The organism is Pseudomonas sp. Irchel s3f7 (genome assembly GCF_900187615.1).
Taxonomy (GTDB): Bacteria; Pseudomonadota; Gammaproteobacteria; order Pseudomonadales; family Pseudomonadaceae; genus Aquipseudomonas.
On record NZ_FYDO01000007.1, the window covers coordinates 31306 to 48125 of the forward strand.

At 60.6% G+C, this 16820-nt stretch carries 16 protein-coding genes; 8 read left to right on the forward strand and 8 right to left on the reverse strand.

Translation table 11 applies throughout. From position 1 onward, the window contains the following. Window positions 1-7 precede the first annotated feature (7 nt). The 4 genes from CKW19_RS07725 to CKW19_RS07740 all read left to right on the forward strand — a co-directional run bounded on the left by CKW19_RS07725 (window position 8) and on the right by CKW19_RS07740 (window position 3356). Window positions 8-1036 (forward strand): putative 2-aminoethylphosphonate ABC transporter substrate-binding protein, encoded by a 1029-nt coding sequence (locus CKW19_RS07725; RefSeq protein WP_095057360.1) that lies wholly within the window; start codon window positions 8-10, stop codon window positions 1034-1036. Between the two features lie 112 nt (window positions 1037-1148). Then, window positions 1149-2282, forward strand: coding sequence for a TIGR03364 family FAD-dependent oxidoreductase (locus tag CKW19_RS07730; protein WP_095057361.1), 1134 nt, complete (start codon window positions 1149-1151; stop codon window positions 2280-2282). Continuing rightward, window positions 2282-2845, forward strand: a complete 564-nt coding sequence (locus CKW19_RS07735; RefSeq protein WP_095057362.1) for a phosphonate degradation HD-domain oxygenase — start codon at window positions 2282-2284, stop codon at window positions 2843-2845. The genes CKW19_RS07730 and CKW19_RS07735 overlap by 1 nt, the downstream gene beginning before the upstream one ends. 88 nt (window positions 2846-2933) lie before the next feature. Further along, window positions 2934-3356 (forward strand): hypothetical protein, encoded by a 423-nt coding sequence (locus tag CKW19_RS07740; RefSeq protein WP_095057363.1) that lies wholly within the window; start codon window positions 2934-2936, stop codon window positions 3354-3356. Between the two features lie 105 nt (window positions 3357-3461). Here the strand turns inward: CKW19_RS07740 and CKW19_RS07745 are convergent, their stop codons facing one another. Both CKW19_RS07745 and CKW19_RS07750 read right to left on the reverse strand, forming a co-directional pair. Beyond that, a complete protein-coding gene (locus CKW19_RS07745; protein ID WP_095057364.1) occupies window positions 3462-4838 on the reverse strand; it encodes a GTPase/DUF3482 domain-containing protein in 1377 nt (458 codons plus the stop codon). Next, the gene (locus CKW19_RS07750) at window positions 4831-6201 is read right to left on the reverse strand and encodes a DUF2868 domain-containing protein (RefSeq protein ID WP_095057365.1); all 1371 of its coding nucleotides are present in this window, start codon (window positions 6199-6201) and stop codon (window positions 4831-4833) included. The genes CKW19_RS07745 and CKW19_RS07750 overlap by 8 nt, the downstream gene beginning before the upstream one ends. Window positions 6202-6286: 85 nt before the next feature. Between CKW19_RS07750 and CKW19_RS07755 the strand changes: the two genes are divergently transcribed. Next, window positions 6287-6799 carry a dihydrofolate reductase gene (locus CKW19_RS07755; protein WP_095057366.1) on the forward strand — a complete coding sequence of 171 codons (513 nt, stop codon included), beginning with the start codon at window positions 6287-6289 and terminating at the stop codon, window positions 6797-6799. 89 nt (window positions 6800-6888) lie between these two features. Here CKW19_RS07755 and CKW19_RS07760 read toward each other — a convergent pair whose 3' ends face one another. Next, window positions 6889-8280: an L-cystine transporter gene (locus CKW19_RS07760; RefSeq protein ID WP_095057367.1), complete on the reverse strand. Its 1392-nt coding sequence runs from the start codon at window positions 8278-8280 to the stop codon at window positions 6889-6891. A gap of 243 nt (window positions 8281-8523) precedes the next feature. Here CKW19_RS07760 and CKW19_RS07765 point away from each other — a divergent pair, with 243 nt between their 5' ends. Next, entirely contained in the window at window positions 8524-9579 is a 1056-nt protein-coding gene (locus tag CKW19_RS07765; protein WP_095057368.1) for a phosphorylcholine phosphatase, read from the forward strand. Between the two features lie 240 nt (window positions 9580-9819). Here the strand turns inward: CKW19_RS07765 and ilvD are convergent, their stop codons facing one another. The 3 genes from ilvD to CKW19_RS07780 form a co-directional block, all read right to left on the reverse strand. Next, window positions 9820-11661, reverse strand: coding sequence for a dihydroxy-acid dehydratase (gene ilvD / locus CKW19_RS07770; RefSeq protein WP_095057369.1), 1842 nt, complete (start codon window positions 11659-11661; stop codon window positions 9820-9822). 354 nt (window positions 11662-12015) lie between these two features. Continuing rightward, complete coding sequence (locus CKW19_RS07775; protein ID WP_095057370.1) at window positions 12016-12474, reverse strand: transposase; 459 nt, start codon at window positions 12472-12474, stop codon at window positions 12016-12018. 208 nt (window positions 12475-12682) lie between these two features. Further along, window positions 12683-13879 (reverse strand): class I SAM-dependent rRNA methyltransferase, encoded by a 1197-nt coding sequence (locus CKW19_RS07780; RefSeq protein ID WP_095057371.1) that lies wholly within the window; start codon window positions 13877-13879, stop codon window positions 12683-12685. A 153-nt stretch (window positions 13880-14032) separates the two neighbouring features. Here CKW19_RS07780 and CKW19_RS07785 point away from each other — a divergent pair, with 153 nt between their 5' ends. Both CKW19_RS07785 and mutM read left to right on the forward strand, forming a co-directional pair. Then, window positions 14033-14902, forward strand: a complete 870-nt coding sequence (locus CKW19_RS07785; RefSeq protein WP_095057372.1) for an HDOD domain-containing protein — start codon at window positions 14033-14035, stop codon at window positions 14900-14902. 31 nt (window positions 14903-14933) lie between these two features. After that, window positions 14934-15746 carry a bifunctional DNA-formamidopyrimidine glycosylase/DNA-(apurinic or apyrimidinic site) lyase gene (mutM, locus tag CKW19_RS07790; protein WP_095057373.1) on the forward strand — a complete coding sequence of 271 codons (813 nt, stop codon included), beginning with the start codon at window positions 14934-14936 and terminating at the stop codon, window positions 15744-15746. 99 nt (window positions 15747-15845) lie between these two features. On the opposite strand, the gene CKW19_RS07795 is transcribed toward mutM, so the two are convergent. Together CKW19_RS07795 and coaD are read right to left on the reverse strand one after the other, a co-directional pair. After that, window positions 15846-16097, reverse strand: coding sequence for a YfhL family 4Fe-4S dicluster ferredoxin (locus tag CKW19_RS07795; RefSeq protein ID WP_095057374.1), 252 nt, complete (start codon window positions 16095-16097; stop codon window positions 15846-15848). 182 nt (window positions 16098-16279) lie between these two features. After that, on the reverse strand, window positions 16280-16759 hold the full coding sequence (gene coaD, locus CKW19_RS07800) for a pantetheine-phosphate adenylyltransferase (protein ID WP_046039203.1): 480 nt from the start codon (window positions 16757-16759) through the stop codon (window positions 16280-16282). Window positions 16760-16820: the final 61 nt, after the last annotated feature.

Genomic DNA, 16820 nt, shown 5'->3' on the forward strand with positions numbered 1-16820 from the left:
AAAGATTATGTTCAAGCCTATGGCCGCCCTGGCCGCTGCTGTCCTCACCGCTTTCAGCCTGAACGCCTTTGCGGCGAAAACCGAGTTGACGGTGTACACCGCCCTCGAAGCCGAACAACTGAAGACCTATAAAGAAGCGTTCGAGAAGGCCAACCCGGACGTCGAAATCAAATGGGTACGTGATTCCACCGGCATCATCACCGCCAAGCTGCTGGCCGAAAAAGCCCGTCCGCAGGCCGATGCTGTGTGGGGCCTGGCCGCTTCCAGCCTGGCGATTCTCGATCAGCAAGGCATGTTGCAAAGCTACGCGCCAAAGGATCTGGGCAAGATCGGCGCGAACTACCGCGACGCCGCCAACCCGCCAGCCTGGGTCGGTATGGACGTCTGGGCCGCGACCATTTGCTTCAATACCGTCGAAGCCGAGAAGCAGGGCCTGACCAAACCCGTGAGCTGGCAGGACCTGACCAAGCCTGAGTACAAGGGCAAGATCGTCATGCCCAACCCGGCCTCGTCCGGCACCGGTTTCCTCGACGTCAGCGCCTGGCTGCAAACCTTTGGCGAGAAGCAGGGCTGGGCCTACATGGACGGTCTGCACCAGAACATCGGCCAGTACGTTCACTCCGGTTCCAAGCCTTGCAAACTGGCGGCGGCGGGTGAATTCCCGATCGGTATTTCTTTCGAATACCCGGCCGTTCAATTGAAACGCCAGGGCGCGCCGCTGGACATCATCCTGCCGAAGGAAGGCCTGGGTTGGGAGATCGAAGCGACTGCGGTGATCAAGGGCACTGCTCACGAAGAAGCCGCCAAGAAACTGGCTGACTTCTCTGCCAGCCCCGAGGCGATGGAACTCTACAAAGAAAACTTCGCCGTGCTCGCGCAGCCTGGCATCGCCAAGCCGCAGACCGAACTGCCGGCCGACTACGAGCAGCGCCTGATCAAGAACGACTTCGCCTGGGCGTCGAAGAACCGCGACGCGATCCTGACCGAATGGCGCAAGCGCTATGACGGCAAGTCCGAGAAAGTGGCGGCCAAGTAAGTACTTCATCGGCTGACAGGGCCTCATCGCTGGCAAGCCAGCTCCTACAGGGTTCGCGTCGCACTTGTAGGAACTGGCAGCGATAGCGGCCTTGAATTCAGGACACCTCTAGATGACACATCACAACGACATGCTGATCGTCGGCGCCGGCATCCTGGGTTTGTCCCATGCGTATGCCGCCGCCAAACGCGGTCTGAAGGTCAGGGTTTTTGAACGCAGCGAAACGCCCCTCGGCGCGACGGTGCGTAACTTCGGCCAGGCACTGGTCACCGGCCAACCGCCGGGCCCGATGCTGGAACTGGCCCGCGCCAGTCGCGGAATCTGGGGCGATTGGGCGCAACTCGCAGGCCTGCAACTCAAGCGCAACGGCTCGTACCTGTTCGCCCGCACCGAGGCCGAAGAGCACCTGTTGGAAGCCTTCTGCGAAGGCCGCGCCGTCGAACACGGTTACCGCGTCGACCTGCTGCGCGGCGCTGCACTGCGCGATTTGTACGGTGGTCAGTTCCGCCATCATCGCGCTGCTTTGCATGGCATGGACGACCAACAGCTGTATTCGCGCGAAGCGATTCCGGCGCTGATCGACTTTCTGCGTCGCGACCTGGGCGTCGAGTTTCACTTCTCCACCCTGGTGCGCGACATCGAGCCGGGCCGTTTACATAGCACGGCTGGCAGCTTCAGTGCCGAGCAAATCATCGTCTGTTCCGGCCACGACTATCAGACCTTGCTGGCCGAGCAGATCGCCGAACTCGACCCGCAAATCTGCCGCCTGCAAATGCTGCGAGCCCGCCCGCAGATCAATCTGAACCTGCAACACGCACTACTCACCGGTTTGAGCTGCGTGCATTACGGCGCCTTCGCGGATTTGCCGGAAGTCGCTGCGGTGCAGGCCGAAATTCTGCGCGCCGCGCCGCACCTGCACGAAAACGGCATCCACCTGCTGATCAGCCCGACACCCCATGGCGAGTTGATCATCGGCGATTCGCACCATTACGGCAGCGATCCGTCACCCTTCAATGCCGAGCAGGTCGACGACTGGATGATCGAGTTGGCCGAGCAGACTCTGGGCTGCAAGGTGCAAGTGGTCGAACGCTGGCAGGGTGTCTATGGTTCACGGGGGCCGGGACCGTTTTCGTTCTTGCGTCCGGCAAAGGGTCTGAGCGTGGCATTGATGCACTCCGGTGTCGGCATGAGTGTCGGGCCGGCGATGGCCGAACGAAACGTCGCAGCTGTATTGGGGGAAATCTGATGGAACGCAATGAACAAATCGTCGCTGAAGTATTCGCTCTGTACGAGCGTTTTGGTGACAGCGATTACATCGGCGAGCCGGTGTCGCAGATCGAGCACATGTCTCAGGCCGCTGAGCTGGCTATGGCCGAAGGCTTTGATGATGAAGTGGTGCTGGCGGCGTTTTTCCATGACATCGGGCACATCTGCGCCGAGAGTGCCGAGAGCATGGGTGGCTTCGGTGTGGTCAGTCATGAGCGCTTGGGCGCGGATTACTTGCGCCGTGCAGGTTTCAGCGAACGAATGGCGCGGTTGGTCGAATACCACGTTCAGGCCAAGCGTTATCTGACGCTGAAAGAGCCGGGGTACTACGAGCGTTTGAGCGAAGCCAGTCGCCGGACGCTGGAGTATCAGGGCGGCGTCATGACGCAAGCCGAGGCTGAGGCGTTCGCGCAGGACCCGCTGTGCGCCGTGAGTTTGCGCATGCGCCAGTGGGATGAGCTGGCCAAGGAAATGCACGTGCCGGTGATTGATCTCGGTCTCTTGAAAGGCAAGGCTGTCGAGTTGTTGTCCCGCAACGCGTGATGACTTGTCTGACGGGTGATAGAGAATGCAGGCATGGAATCCACGGTCGACAATGTTCAGGCTGAGCTTTTAGACAAGGAACGCAAGGATGCGATATCTAAAAGTCATTGCACAGGACCCCAGCGATTCGGGTCAGCCGGACAGCCTGTATTTCCGGTTTTATGAAGGCGAGCAGTTGTTGCGCGAGGCGACAATGCTTGAACGGCAGCAACTCACGACGTTGGGCACCACTTACCTGAAGTGCGCCTGGTTCAACGCCGGTGATCGTGAGGAGCGACACCTGCGGATTTTTTCGCTGAACCCTTCCGCTGACGGCACACCGGAATCGGTGCGGCTGCATTTTCACGAGGGTCCGACGATCATTTACAAAGCCGCGGCCCATGACCTCGATAACGATGGTGCATTCGAGGTGATTCTGAGCAGCGATGTGGATAACGACGGGCACGCCAATCGCACGGATCGGAACCGGGTCAGGGCGTTGGTGCGGGAGTACTTGAAGCTCGGCTGGTAGTGTTCACTTGGATCGCTGTCGTATTCAGATCCAGAGAACAACGACGAACCCTGTAGGAGCAAGCTTGCTCGCGATGGCGCCAGCCGCCTCACCACAATTTCAGAGCTAAAGCTGCTGCGCCAACACCTCAACCTGCTCCTGGCGTTCTGCCTGATTCAACTTCGCCTGTGGGTTCAGCGACGACCACTGTGGATGCGCCCGGGCTTTGTTCAGGGCCTCGGGCAACTTGCCTTCGCGCCAGGTTTTATCCTGTGGCGTGGCGACTTGAATGCTGTCCATCGCCGCATGGCCACGGGCATTCAGCGCTTGCAGCAATTGCCGCTGGCGCAGCGCCAACAGCCGGAGCACGTTGTCATCGACGGTCAGCTCGCGTTGGCCCTTGAGCTTGCCCAGCAAGCGGCTGCCATAACTGCGGGCGGTTTGCAGGGCGCCGCCGGCGATGGCCCCGGCCAGTGCCGCCGCACCGAGGGTGATGCCGCCGACCAGCAAATCGACCCCGGCCCCGGCCGCCGCACCTGCAGCGATCCCGCCACCGACCCTCACGCCCAGTTGCTTGAGAGTTTCCGGGTTGAACAGATCATCACCCCAGCGACCGTCGAGCAGTGGCAAGTCACTGGCAGCGGCGTCCTGCGGGCGGAAGGCATAAAGCTTGAGCAGCGCCTCAACGCAACGTTGTTCGCGTTGGCGCACGGCTTTGCGCAACTCGCTGATCGCCTGCTGTTCCTGTTCGACATCGGCGACCACGCTGCGGCGGCAGGCAGCGCAGTCGATCAACAATTCGGCAATCAACCGCGCCGCACTTTGTTGGCGGGCCAGACGTTGAGCTTGTTGGTCGGCGATCAGGCGTTCCAGTTGTGGTCGTGCGCTTTCCAGCAGCAGAGCGAGGCTTTCGTAGAGTCGGCGTTCGCCATCCTCGGGCGGCGCCACGCTGTCGAAGCGCACCAAGGCATGCAGGCCCAAACGCGCCAAGGCTTCACGCCACGCCGGTTCGCGATGGTTGGCGCTGCTGACGAAATTCAGCACCGGCAGCAGCGGTTTACCGCAACTGGCGAGCACTTCGAGTTCGTCGCGATACTTGGCGAGTACGGGCTCGCGGGCATCGATCACGTAAAGCCCAGCGTCCGAGGCCAGCAACTGGCGCAACACTTTGGCTTCCTGTTCAAACCGCTGCCGGGCTTCGCTGCCATCGAGAAAGCGCGCCAGTCGCGCCGGACCATCCAGACGTTCGCCGGGACGCTCCAGGCGTTCCAGATAATCGAGCAGGGCGATGGCGTCTTCCAGGCCGGGCGTGTCGTAGAGATCCAGCAGTGGCTCGCCGTCCACCGACAGCCGCGCACCTTCGACATGCCGCGTGGTGCTGGGGCGATGGGACACTTCGCCGAAACCGACATCGCGCGTCAGGGTGCGCAGCAACGAGGTCTTGCCAACGTTGGTGTGGCCGACAACGGCGAGTTTCAGAGGCTGCTTGCTGGTGTCAGTCATGACCCGTCTCCAGCCAGTTCATCGGTGCGCAATCGGCAAACGGCAGCTCCAGTTGTTGCAGCGCTACGTGCCAATCGCCGAGGCGTTCGGCGTCGAGTGCTTCGCCGGGCGGAGCTTGCAGCAGCCAGACGCGGGTGGCGCTGGCGCTGCGGGCCAGTTCGGCAATCAAGGCCAGGCTGCCGCGATCCGGCGAGCGCCGCGGATCGCAAGCGATCGCCAATCGCGTCGGGGGGAAGCGGCTCAGTTGTTCGAGGAGTTTGTGCCGCGATTCACGGCTGTTTAGAACGCCGGCGTTGCTGACGTTTTTCGGCAGTTGCGGCGGCCAGGGGCGATCGTCGTCCAGTTCGATGGCGACCAACAATGCACCGTCGCTTTGCTGTTCGCTGACGCCACTTTCCACGCGATGCAATTGTGCTGGCGCGGCATCGCTGACGCCGAGGCGTTCGCTGGTCGGCATGAGCCGTTCGCGCAGTTGGGCGTAACCGGGCAGGTTCAAATCGAGCTGCAAAGTGGATCGGCCGGAGTTCCAGCGCCACAGGCACAACAGCGCCAGTAACAGGCGCGGCACCACGCCGTAAATCAGCAGCACGCCGACCAGCCACGCGGCCCAGGCCTGACGGGCGCTTTCGATGTTCAGTGCGGCATCGCCACTGGCGCGGATCATCTCTTCGGTCGGCACGCTGAAACCGAGCACGGCCGGTAGCGCGCCGAGGGCTTGGGTCACGGCAATGAAAGTGTCGGCGCTGAGGATGGTGGTTTCCCAGACGAATCCGTAACGCCGGGTCGCCATCAGCGTCAGCAGAATGACCAAGGCACTGAGCATCGCCAGCAACCACAGGCTGTTGACCAGCAGACCGATGGCCCAGCGATTGAGTTTGCGGCGTTGCAGCAACAGCAGCAGGGCTGGCGCCAGTTGCGCAGCTTTGGCGTCGCGGGCGAATTTTTCACTCAGCCACAGCCACAAGCGTCCGAGGCTGGCGCCGTGCTCACCGGCAAACATCAGACCCAAGGCCCAGCTCAGCAGCAGGATCAGGTTTAGCCCCAACAGGCTGCCCAAGGCCCAGAACACATTCACCGGATGCAGGCCGTCACCCATGGCGGCAAAGGCCAGGCCAGCGCCGCTGACCACGGCCAGCAGCATCATCACGATCAGTGCCAGTCGCGCGCCTTGCAGCCAGTGCTTGAGCGCATCGGCCAGGCCATCGCGTTCGGCCAGCCAGAGGGCGCGGCGTTGAATGCGGGCCGGCAGGTCGCCGCCAGCACTGCGTGCCATTCGGTTGGCTTCCAGGTCTTCCAGGGGACCTGCGTGTTCTTCGCGCAGGCGGATGGTTTCTGTCAGCCAGAGGGTATTCAGTTCAGTCACGCGGCATCCCGTCGCTTAAATGAGCTGTGAGCATAACCGTTGTGGCGCTTATCGGCGAAAGCGCGGCTCTGGTATCCTCGCCGGCATGACTAAATCACTCCCCCTCAGCCTGATCGCAGCCCTCGGTGAAAACCGCGTGATCGGCGTCGACAACAGCATGCCCTGGCACCTGCCGGGGGACTTCAAATACTTCAAGGCCACGACGCTCGGCAAGCCGATCATCATGGGTCGCAAGACCTGGGACTCCCTCGGCCGCCCGTTGCCGGGCCGCTTGAACATCGTGGTCAGCCGTCAGGCGGATCTGGTGCTGGAAGGTGCGGAGGTTTATCCGTCGCTGGAAGCCGCCGTCGTTCGCGCCGAAGAGTGGGCGAAGGAGCAGGGCGTCGATGAGCTGATGCTGATCGGCGGTGCGCAGTTGTATGCGCAAGGGCTGGCGCAGGCTGACCGGTTGTACCTGACCCGCGTGGCGCTGAGCCCGGACGGGGATGCATGGTTTCCGGAGTTTGATTTGAACCAGTGGAAACTGGTGTCGAATGTGCCGAACCCGGCGGAAGGCGACAAGCCGGCGTACAGCTTCGAAGTCTGGGAAAAAGCCTAAAAGCATCGCTGGCAAGCCAGCTCCTACAGGGGAAACGCATTCCATTGTAGGAGCTGGCTTGCCAGCGATAGCGGTCTATCAGGCTCCGATCAAGCCTGCGCCAATGCCGAATGCTCATCCGCATCCAGCAATGCTTTATCCGTCTGCTGCATCACCTGGCTGGTAATCGCCCCCGCCGTCATCGACCCACTGACGTTCAACGCCGTACGCCCCATATCAATCAGCGGCTCGACCGAAATCAGCAACGCCACCAATGACACCGGCAAACCCATTACCGGTAGCACGATCAACGCGGCAAACGTCGCACCGCCACCCACCCCGGCCACACCGGCCGAACTCAACGTGACAATCGCCACCAGCGTCGCGATCCACAGCGGGTCCAGCGGGTTGATACCGACAGTCGGCGCCACCATCACCGCCAACATTGCCGGGTACAGACCGGCACAACCGTTCTGGCCAATGGTCGCGCCGAACGACGCCGCGAAACTGGCGATGGACTGCGGAATACCCAGGCGGCTGGTCTGCGCCTCGATGCTCAATGGAATCGTCGCAGCGCTCGAACGACTGGTGAAGGCAAACGTCAGCACCGGCCAGATCTTGCGAAAGAAGCGCAGCGGATTGATCCCGGCCGCCGATACCAGCAGGCCATGCACCACAAACATCAGCCCCAGGCCGATGTAGGACACCACCACGAAACTGCCGAGCTTGATGATGTCTTGCAGGTTGGAGCCAGCGACCACTTTGGTCATCAACGCCAGTACGCCGTACGGGGTCAGCTTCATCACCAGACGCACCAGGCGCATCACCCAGGCTTGCAGGGTATCGATGGCGTTGATCACTTTCTGACCTTTCGCCACATCATCCTTGAGCAATTGCAGCGCCGCGACACCCAGGAATGCAGCGAAGATCACCACGCTGATGATCGACGTCGGTTTGGCCCGTGCCAGGTCGGCGAACGGGTTTTGCGGGATGAACGAGAGCAGCAATTGCGGCACATTCAGGTCGGCGACCTTGCCGGCGTAGTCGTTCTGAATGGTTTGCAGGCGGGCCATTTCCTGGGTGCCGGCCACCAGACCTTCGGCGGTCAGGCCGAACAGGTTGGTCAGGCCGATGCCGATCAGCGCCGCGATGGCGGTGGTGAACAGCAGCGTGCCGATGGTCAGGAAACTGATCTTGCCCAGCGACGAGGCGTTATGCAGGCGGGCCACGGCGCTGAGGATCGAGGCGAACACCAACGGGATCACGATCATTTGCAGCAGCTGCACATAACCATTGCCCACCAGATCGAACCAGCCGATCGAGGCTTTCAGCACCGGGTTGCCGGCACCGTAAACGCTGTGCAACGCCACACCGAACGCAACGCCAAGGACCAGGGCGAGCAGGACTTTTTTCGCCAGGCTCCAGGTGGTGTGGCGCGTTTGCGCCAGGCCGAAGAGCAGGGCGAGGAATACCAGCAGATTGAGGATCAGCGGCAGATTCATGAGAACTCCGAGTAAGACTTGTGCCAGCTGCCTTCCGGCGCAGCTGCGAACCGGCAAGCCTAACAGCTTGAAAACTAATGATTTAATATCAAAAACGTCTGGCAACTGTCGTTTTTGGAATAAGCGGATGTCGCTGTCAGAAATGCAGCTGGCGCGATAGGGACGTGGACGGTCGCTGACAGACCAAGGCCGTCACACTTATTTGTTAGCGTCGATCTCCTCTAAATCAGGGAGATTTTCCAAATGAAGTTCGCACCGAAGTTTCTCGCGGCAGCACTTTGCCTCGGCCTTGTCGGCCAGGTGCTCGCAACGGATCTGAAACACTGGCCCGCCGATCAGGCCAAGGCACTGGACGCGATGATCGCGGCCAACGCCAACAAAGGTAATTACGCGGTGTTCGACATGGACAACACCAGTTACCGCTACGACCTCGAAGAGTCGTTGCTGCCGTTCATGGAGAACAAGGGCCTGATCACCCGCGACAAGCTCGACCCCTCCCTGAAACTGATGCCGTTCAAGGACACCGCCGACCACAAGGAGAGCCTGTTCAGTTACTACTACCGTCTCTGTGAACTCGACGACATGGTTTGCTACCCATGGGTCGCTCAGGTGTTCTCCGGCTTCACGCTGCAAGAACTCAAAGGCTACGTCGACGAGATGATGGCGTCCGGCAAACCGGTACCGGCGACGTATTACGAAGGCGATGTGGTCAAGAAACTCGACGTCAATCCGCCGAAAATCTTCACCGGCCAGCAAGAGCTGTACAACAAGCTCATGGAGAACGGCATCGAGGTCTACGTGATGACCGCCGCTTCCGAGGAGCTGGTACGCATGGTCGCGGCCGATCCGAAGTACGGCTACAACGTCAAACCGCAGAATGTGATCGGCGTGACGCTGCTGCTCAAAGACCCGAAAACCGGCGCACTGACCACCGCGCGCAAGCAGATCACCGCCGGCAAATATGACGAGAAGGCCAACCTCGGCCTGGAGATGACTCCGTACCTGTGGACACCTGCGACCTGGATGGCCGGCAAGCACGCGGCGATCCTGACCTACATCGATGAGTGGAAAAAACCGATACTGGTGGGCGGCGACACACCGACCAGCGATGGCTACATGCTGTTCCACGATGTCGACGTGGCCAAGGGCGGCATCCACCTGTGGGTCAACCGCAAGGATAAATACATGACCCAGATTAACGGCATGATGGCCAAGCACGCTGCGGCCCAGGCCAAGGAAGGACTGCCGGTGACGGCGGACAAGAATTGGGTGATTGTGAAACCAGAGGAGATTCAGTAAGACCGGGGTGCCTGCATCGCCAGCAAGCCGGCTCCTACAATCGTGCGAATGGCACAATCTCCTGTAGGAGCTGGCTTGCTAGCGATGAGGCCGTCACTCCCGACATCAATATTGGCTGACGCACCGCAATCGCCAGCAAGCCGGCTCCTACAGGAGGGGCTTCGGTAATGGGTCGGTAAAAACGATCGGCAAAAAAATGCCCCGCACATGGCGGGGCATTTTTTGTTCAACGGTTAACGCTTACAGCCCGTCGAGCATCGCCTTGTTACGCACAGCACCCTTGTCGGCGCTGGTCGCCAGCAGGGCGTAGGCTTTCAGTGCGGTGGTCACTTTGCGTGGACGCACTTCCACCGGTTTCCAGCCTTTCTTGTCCTGCTCCACTCGGCGCGCGGCCAGTTCTTCATCGCTGACCAACAGGTTGATCGAGCGGTTCGGAATGTCGATCAGCACTTTGTCGCCGTCCTGCACCAGGCCGATTGCACCACCGGCAGCGGCTTCAGGCGAAGCGTGGCCGATGGACAGACCGGAAGTGCCGCCGGAGAAACGGCCGTCAGTCAGCAGGGCGCAAGCTTTGCCCAGGCCTTTGGATTTCAGGTACGACGTCGGGTAGAGCATTTCCTGCATGCCCGGGCCGCCCTTCGGGCCTTCGTAACGGATGATCACGATGTCGCCGGCCTGCACTTCGTCCGCGAGGATGCCGCGTACGGCGCTGTCCTGGCTTTCGAAGATCTTGGCATTGCCTTCGAACACGTGGATCGACTCGTCGACACCCGCGGTTTTCACCACACAGCCATCCAGGGCGATGTTGCCGTAGAGAACGGCCAGGCCGCCTTCTTGCGAGTAAGCGTGCTCGACACTGCGGATGCAGCCGTTTTCACGGTCGTCGTCCAGGGTGTCCCAACGGGTCGACTGGCTGAACGCGGTTTGCGTCGGAATGCCTGCCGGACCAGCCTTGAAGAAGTGATGCACGGCTTCGTCGGTGGTCTGGGTGATGTCCCACTTGGCGATGGCTTCTTCCATGCTGCGGCTGTGCACGGTTGGCAGTTGCGTGTGCAGCAAGCCGCCACGGGCCAGCGAACCGAGGATGCTGAAGATCCCGCCGGCACGGTGCACGTCTTCCATGTGGTACTTCTGGATGTTCGGCGCGACCTTGCACAGTTGCGGCACGTGACGGGACAGGCGGTCGATGTCGCGCAGGTCGAAATCGATCTCGGCTTCCTGGGCAGCGGCCAGCAAGTGCAGGATGGTGTTGGTGGAACCACCCATGGCGATGTCCAGGGTCATGGCGTTTTCGAACGCCTGGAAGTTCGCGATGTTGCGCGGCAATACCGACTCGTCGTTCTCGCCGTAGTAACGCTGGCACAGCTCGACGATGGTGCGGCCAGCCTGCAGGAACAGCTGTTCGCGGTCGCTGTGGGTGGCCAGGGTCGAACCGTTGCCTGGCAGTGCCAGACCCAGCGCTTCAACCAGGCAGTTCATCGAGTTGGCGGTGAACATGCCGGAGCACGAACCGCAGGTCGGGCAGGCGCTGCGCTCGTACTCAGCGACTTTCTCGTCAGAAGCGCTGGAGTCGGCGGCGATCACCATGGCGTCGACGAGGTCGAGGCCGTGGGAAGCGAGTTTGGTCTTGCCGGCTTCCATCGGGCCGCCAGAGACGAAAATCACCGGGATGTTCAGGCGCAGGGACGCCATCAGCATGCCAGGGGTGATCTTGTCGCAGTTGGAGATGCAGACGATCGCATCGGCGCAGTGGGCGTTGACCATGTACTCGACGGAGTCGGCGATGATCTCGCGGCTCGGCAGCGAATACAGCATGCCGTCGTGGCCCATGGCGATGCCGTCATCGACAGCGATGGTGTTGAATTCTTTTGCCACACCGCCAGCGCGTTCGATTTCGCGGGCGACCAGTTGACCCAGGTCCTTGAGGTGCACGTGGCCCGGTACGAACTGGGTGAACGAGTTGGCAATGGCGATGATCGGCTTCTTGAAGTCGTCATCTTTCATCCCCGTTGCGCGCCACAGTGCGCGGGCACCGGCCATGTTGCGGCCGTGGGTGGATGTTTTCGAGCGGTAATCAGGCATGAAGCACTCCGGGCGGCTAATCAGGTATCAAAAGGGAAGTGAGCTTCTATTGACGTCTGGAACACTCAGAAATGGCCGCGTGTCCGGAAGTTGCCGATAACTTTGCGGGATCGCCGCGCGCTTCAGCTTGAGCTCATAAACCCGCCGGGGATGACTGGCGATGAATGTTCGCGATTCTACACGGCTGGCGGCTGGAGGGAATGCCTGCAAGCATTCACGAGACGTGTGGAAAGACGCAACGCTGTAGGAGCGAGCATGCTCGCGATGAACCTGAGAGCGCTGCGGGGTGTCAGGTTGCCAGCGTTATCGTTGACGATCATCGCGAGCATGCTCGCTCCTACAGTGGGGCGGGCGTCAGAGCCACATAGCGTCCCAGAGTGGGTAATCGCCGATATGGTCGACGAGGCCTGCGCATAGGGGGTTGGCGATGATGTATCGAGCAGCGGCTTTCAGGTCCTCCTCCCGACGTAGTGCCCGGTCGAAATAACCTCTCTGCCATAGTCTCTCGGGCTGGCCCCGCTTGAGATTGATCGCGCGGGCACTTCGGGCTTTGGTGGCTTGCATCAGTTTCGGTAAATCACCGTTATGCAACTCGACCAGCCAGTGAAAGTGATCCGGCATGACTACCCAAGCGATAGAGGTGGCATTTCCTGTTTCATGAGCCTTTCTGAATTCATGCACGAGCAGGCGCCCCAAGCGCCAGTCTTTGAAGAACGGGGTTCGCTCGTGAGTAACAGCGGTGAGCAGATAGGTGCGGCCATGTTCTGAGTGGCGGCCGGTACGTAAGCGGTGGCCGTGTGGCGTGCTGGACATTCCGTTGTCCTCTTCTGTGATTGGAAGAGAAAACGTTAGACGCCACAGGCGGGGCTGTCGTTATGACAGCGAGTCAGAATGTGTCGCCAATGCTTGATCTGTAGGAGCGAGCAGGCTCGCGATGGACTCAAGGACGTCGCGGGGTGTCAGGTTCCCCGCGTTATCGTTGACGACCATCGAGAGCGTGCTCGCTCCTACAGAAATCGCGTTAGCTATTCGGCAACAACCGGCAAGTAATGCTCTTGATGTAACGGGTTTCAGCAATCGCCGGATGTACCGGATGATCCGGGCCCTGACCGCCACGTTCCAGCATCTGGATGTTGCGGTCCAGGTGACGGGCGCTGGTCAGCAGGATGTTCTGCAGGTCGTCTTCCGGCAGGTGCATCGAGCAGGAGGCGCTGACCAGGATGCCGTCCTTGCTGAGCAGGCGCATGGCTTGCTCGTTCAGGCGGCGGTAGGCGCCTTCGCCGTTTTTCATGTCTTTCTTGCGTTTGATGAACGCCGGCGGGTCGGCCACGATCACGTCGAAGCGTTCTTCGCTGGCTTTCAGTTCTTTCAGGGCTTCGAAGACGTCGCCTTCGATGCAGGTCATTTTCTCGGCGAAGCCGTTCAGTGCGGCGTTACGCTCAACACCGTCGAGGGCGAAGGCCGAGGCGTCGACGCAGAACACTTCACTGGCGCCGAATGCGGCAGCCTGCACGCCCCAACCGCCGATGTAGCTGTACAGGTCGAGCACGCGCTTGCCCTTGGCGTACGGCGCCAGGCGTGCGCGGTTCATGCGGTGGTCGTAGAACCAGCCGGTTTTCTGACCCTGGATGACCGGGGCTTCGAATTTCACGCCGTTCTCTTCCAGTGCAACCCACTCCGGCACCAGGCCGAAAACGGTTTCGACGTAACGGTTGAGGCCTTCGGCGTCACGGGCGGCGGAGTCGTTCTTGAACAGAATGCCGCTTGGCTTGAGCACTTGGATCAGCGCCGCGATCACGTCGTCTTTATGGGCTTCCATGGTGGCCGAAGCGATCTGCACCACCAGGATGTCGCCGAAACGGTCGACGACCAGGCCTGGCAACAGGTCGGAATCACCGTAGACCAGGCGATAGAACGGCTTGTCGAACAGGCGATCGCGCAGGGACAGGGCCACGTTCAGGCGATGCACCAGCAGGGACTTGTCCAGCGGCAGCTTGATGTCGCGCGACAGCAGGCGAGCGCAGATCAGGTTGTTCGGGCTCATGGCAACGATGCCCAGCGGCTTGCCGCCGGCGGCTTCGAGGATCGCCTGGTCGCCGGCCTTGAAACCGTGCAAAGGCGTAGCAGCTACATCGATTTCGTTGCTGTAGACCCACAAGTGACCGTTGCGCAGACGACGGTCGGCATTGGCTTTGAGGCGCAGGCTAGGCAGGGACATGTCGTCGCTCCGGAAAAAAGAGCGGGAGTATAGCGTGTTGAGCTCCCGGGTTGGCCTGTAAGTGGACATGTGGTGAGGGTTGTCATGCGAATTGGTATGTTGGATCCATCTTCATAAAGGTTAGAATCGCCGCCTGACCCAGAGTGTGCACAAATGTCCCAAGAGCTGACTTCCGAACAGATCCAACAAGCCCTGCAGGGCATCAGCGTTCCGGCCCAGCCGCAAATCATGGTGGATTTGCAGATGGAGCAGTACATGCCTGACCCGGATCTGGAAGTCATTGCCAAGCTGATCTCCCAGGATCCGGGCCTGTCCGGGTCCTTGCTGAAAATCGTCAATTCACCGTATTACGGGTTGAGCAACAAGATTGCTTCGATCCAGCGCGCGGTGAATCTGCTGGGCAGCCGTTCGATCATCAACCTGATCAACGCGCAGTCGATCAAGGGCGAGATGAACGACGACACGATTGTCACCCTGAACCGATTCTGGGACACCGCCCAGGACGTGGCGATGACCTGCCTGACGCTGGCCAAGCGCATCGGCATTCAGAACGGCGATGAAGCCTATGCGCTGGGCCTGTTCCACGACTGTGGCGTGCCTTTGATGCTCCAGCGTTTTCCCGATTACATGAGTGTGGTGGAGCAGGCCTATGCCAACGCCAGCGCGGAGTGCCGGGTGGTCGATACCGAGAACAAGGCGTTCAACACCAACCACGCCGTGGTCGGTTATTTCACGGCCAAGTCCTGGCGGCTGCCGGAGCATGTGTCTGCCGCGATCGCCAATCATCACAACGCCTTGGCGATCTTCAGCGATGAGTCCTCGAACAACAGTTCGCTGAAGAACCTGCTGGCGATCCTGAAGATGGCGGAGCATATTTGTGCCTCCTGCCGGGTGTTGGGGAACCAGACCGAAGACCACGAGTGGGACAGCATCGCGGCGTTGGTGCTCGATTATGTCGGCCTCTCCGACTACGACTTCGAGACACTTAAACAGACGATTCGCGACCTCGGGACTCATCGCTGAGTGTCGGAGGTTCTTCCTTCAAGAGAGCACCATGCCTGAACTGCCAGAAGTCGAAACCACCCGTCGCGGGATTGCACCGCACTTGGAAGGCCAGCGTGTCAGCCGGGTGATCGTGCGTGACCGGCGCCTGCGCTGGCCGATTCCCGAAGACCTCGATGTGCGGTTGTCCGGGCAGCGCATTGTGCTGGTGGAGCGGCGCGCCAAGTACCTGTTGATCAACGCTGAAGTCGGCACCTTGATCAGCCATTTGGGCATGTCGGGCAATCTGCGGTTGGTGGAGGTGGGGTTGCCGGCGGCCAAGCACGAGCATGTGGACATTGAACTGGAGTCGGGCCTGGCCCTGCGTTACACCGACCCGCGGCGCTTTGGCGCAATGCTCTGGAGCCTCGATCCGCTCAATCACGAATTGCTGATTCGCCTGGGGCCGGAGCCGCTGACCGACCTGTTTGATGGCGAGCGCCTGTTCCAGCAGTCCCGTAACCGTTCGATGGCGGTCAAGCCGTTCATCATGGATAACGCGGTGGTGGTGGGTGTAGGCAATATTTACGCGACCGAAGCGCTGTTCGCTGCCGGCATCGACCCGCGCCGCGAGGCCAAGAGCATTTCCCGTGCGCGGTATCTGAAACTGGCCATCGAGATCAAACGCATCCTGGCCGCCGCCATCGAGCGCGGTGGCACCACGTTGCGGGATTTTATCGGTGGAGATGGGCAGCCCGGTTACTTCCAGCAGGAACTGTTCGTGTACGGCCGTGGCGGTGAGCACTGCAAGGTCTGTGGCACAGGGTTGCGGGAAGTGAAGCTGGGGCAGCGTGCGAGTGTGTTTTGCCCGCGTTGTCAGAGCTGATGCGTTAGGCAAGATCAAAAGATCGCAGTCTTCGGCAGTTCCTACAGGGTTTTGCGTACACCGGTAGGAGCTGCCGAAGGCTGCGATCTTTTAAGTGAATCAGACCTTACCGGTAATCTTCCGGTACTTCTCCATCAACTGCTCTTCAGTCTCCGGATGAGCTTCGTCCAGCGGAATGCAATCTACAGGGCAGACCTGCTGGCACTGCGGTTCGTCGTAGTGGCCGACACACTGGGTGCACAGGTTCGGGTCGATCACGTAGATCTCTTCACCTTGTGAAATGGCGGCGTTCGGGCACTCGGGTTCGCAGACGTCGCAGTTGATGCAATCGTCGGTGATGATCAGGGACATGCTAACTCCAGCCGGGGCGGCAAGCCCGGGCGCAATAAACCAATGCGCACAATTGTGCCGCATTGGCGCCCGCGTTGCACGCAGGCGCGACGTACTGTAGGAGCCAGCCTGCTGGCGATGGCGGTGTGTCAGGTGTCCCGCGTTGTATTGATCGCCAGCAAGCCGGCTCCTACAGTCGTGTCTTACTTCTTGAAGCGTTCGGTCAGTGCGTCCGCCACCACAGGGTGCACGAACTTGGTGATATCGCCGCCCAGGGCTGCGATTTCACGGACCAGCGTCGAGGAAATAAACGAATAGCGCTCGGACGGGGTGAGGAACAGGCTTTCCACATCCGGCGCCAGCTGACGGTTCATGTTGGCCAGCTGGAACTCGTATTCGAAGTCCGACACCGCGCGCAATCCACGCAGGAACACATTGGCGTTCTTCTCTTTGGCGAAGTGCGCCAGCAGCGTCGAGAAGCCGACGACTTCTACGTTCGGCAGATGTTTGGTGACCTCGCGCGCCAGTTCCACGCGCTGTTCCAGAGGAAACAGCGGGTTTTTCTTGGGGCTCGCGGCAACGGCAATGATCACGTGGTCGAACAGGCGCGAGGCGCGTTCGACCAGATCGCCATGGCCCTTGGTAATAGGGTCGAAGGTACCTGGGTACAACACTCGGTTCATCGCGTCGTCCTGGCGGGAATCCGTTGGGGAGTCGGATGGTATCGCAGCCTTCCCGGTCGGC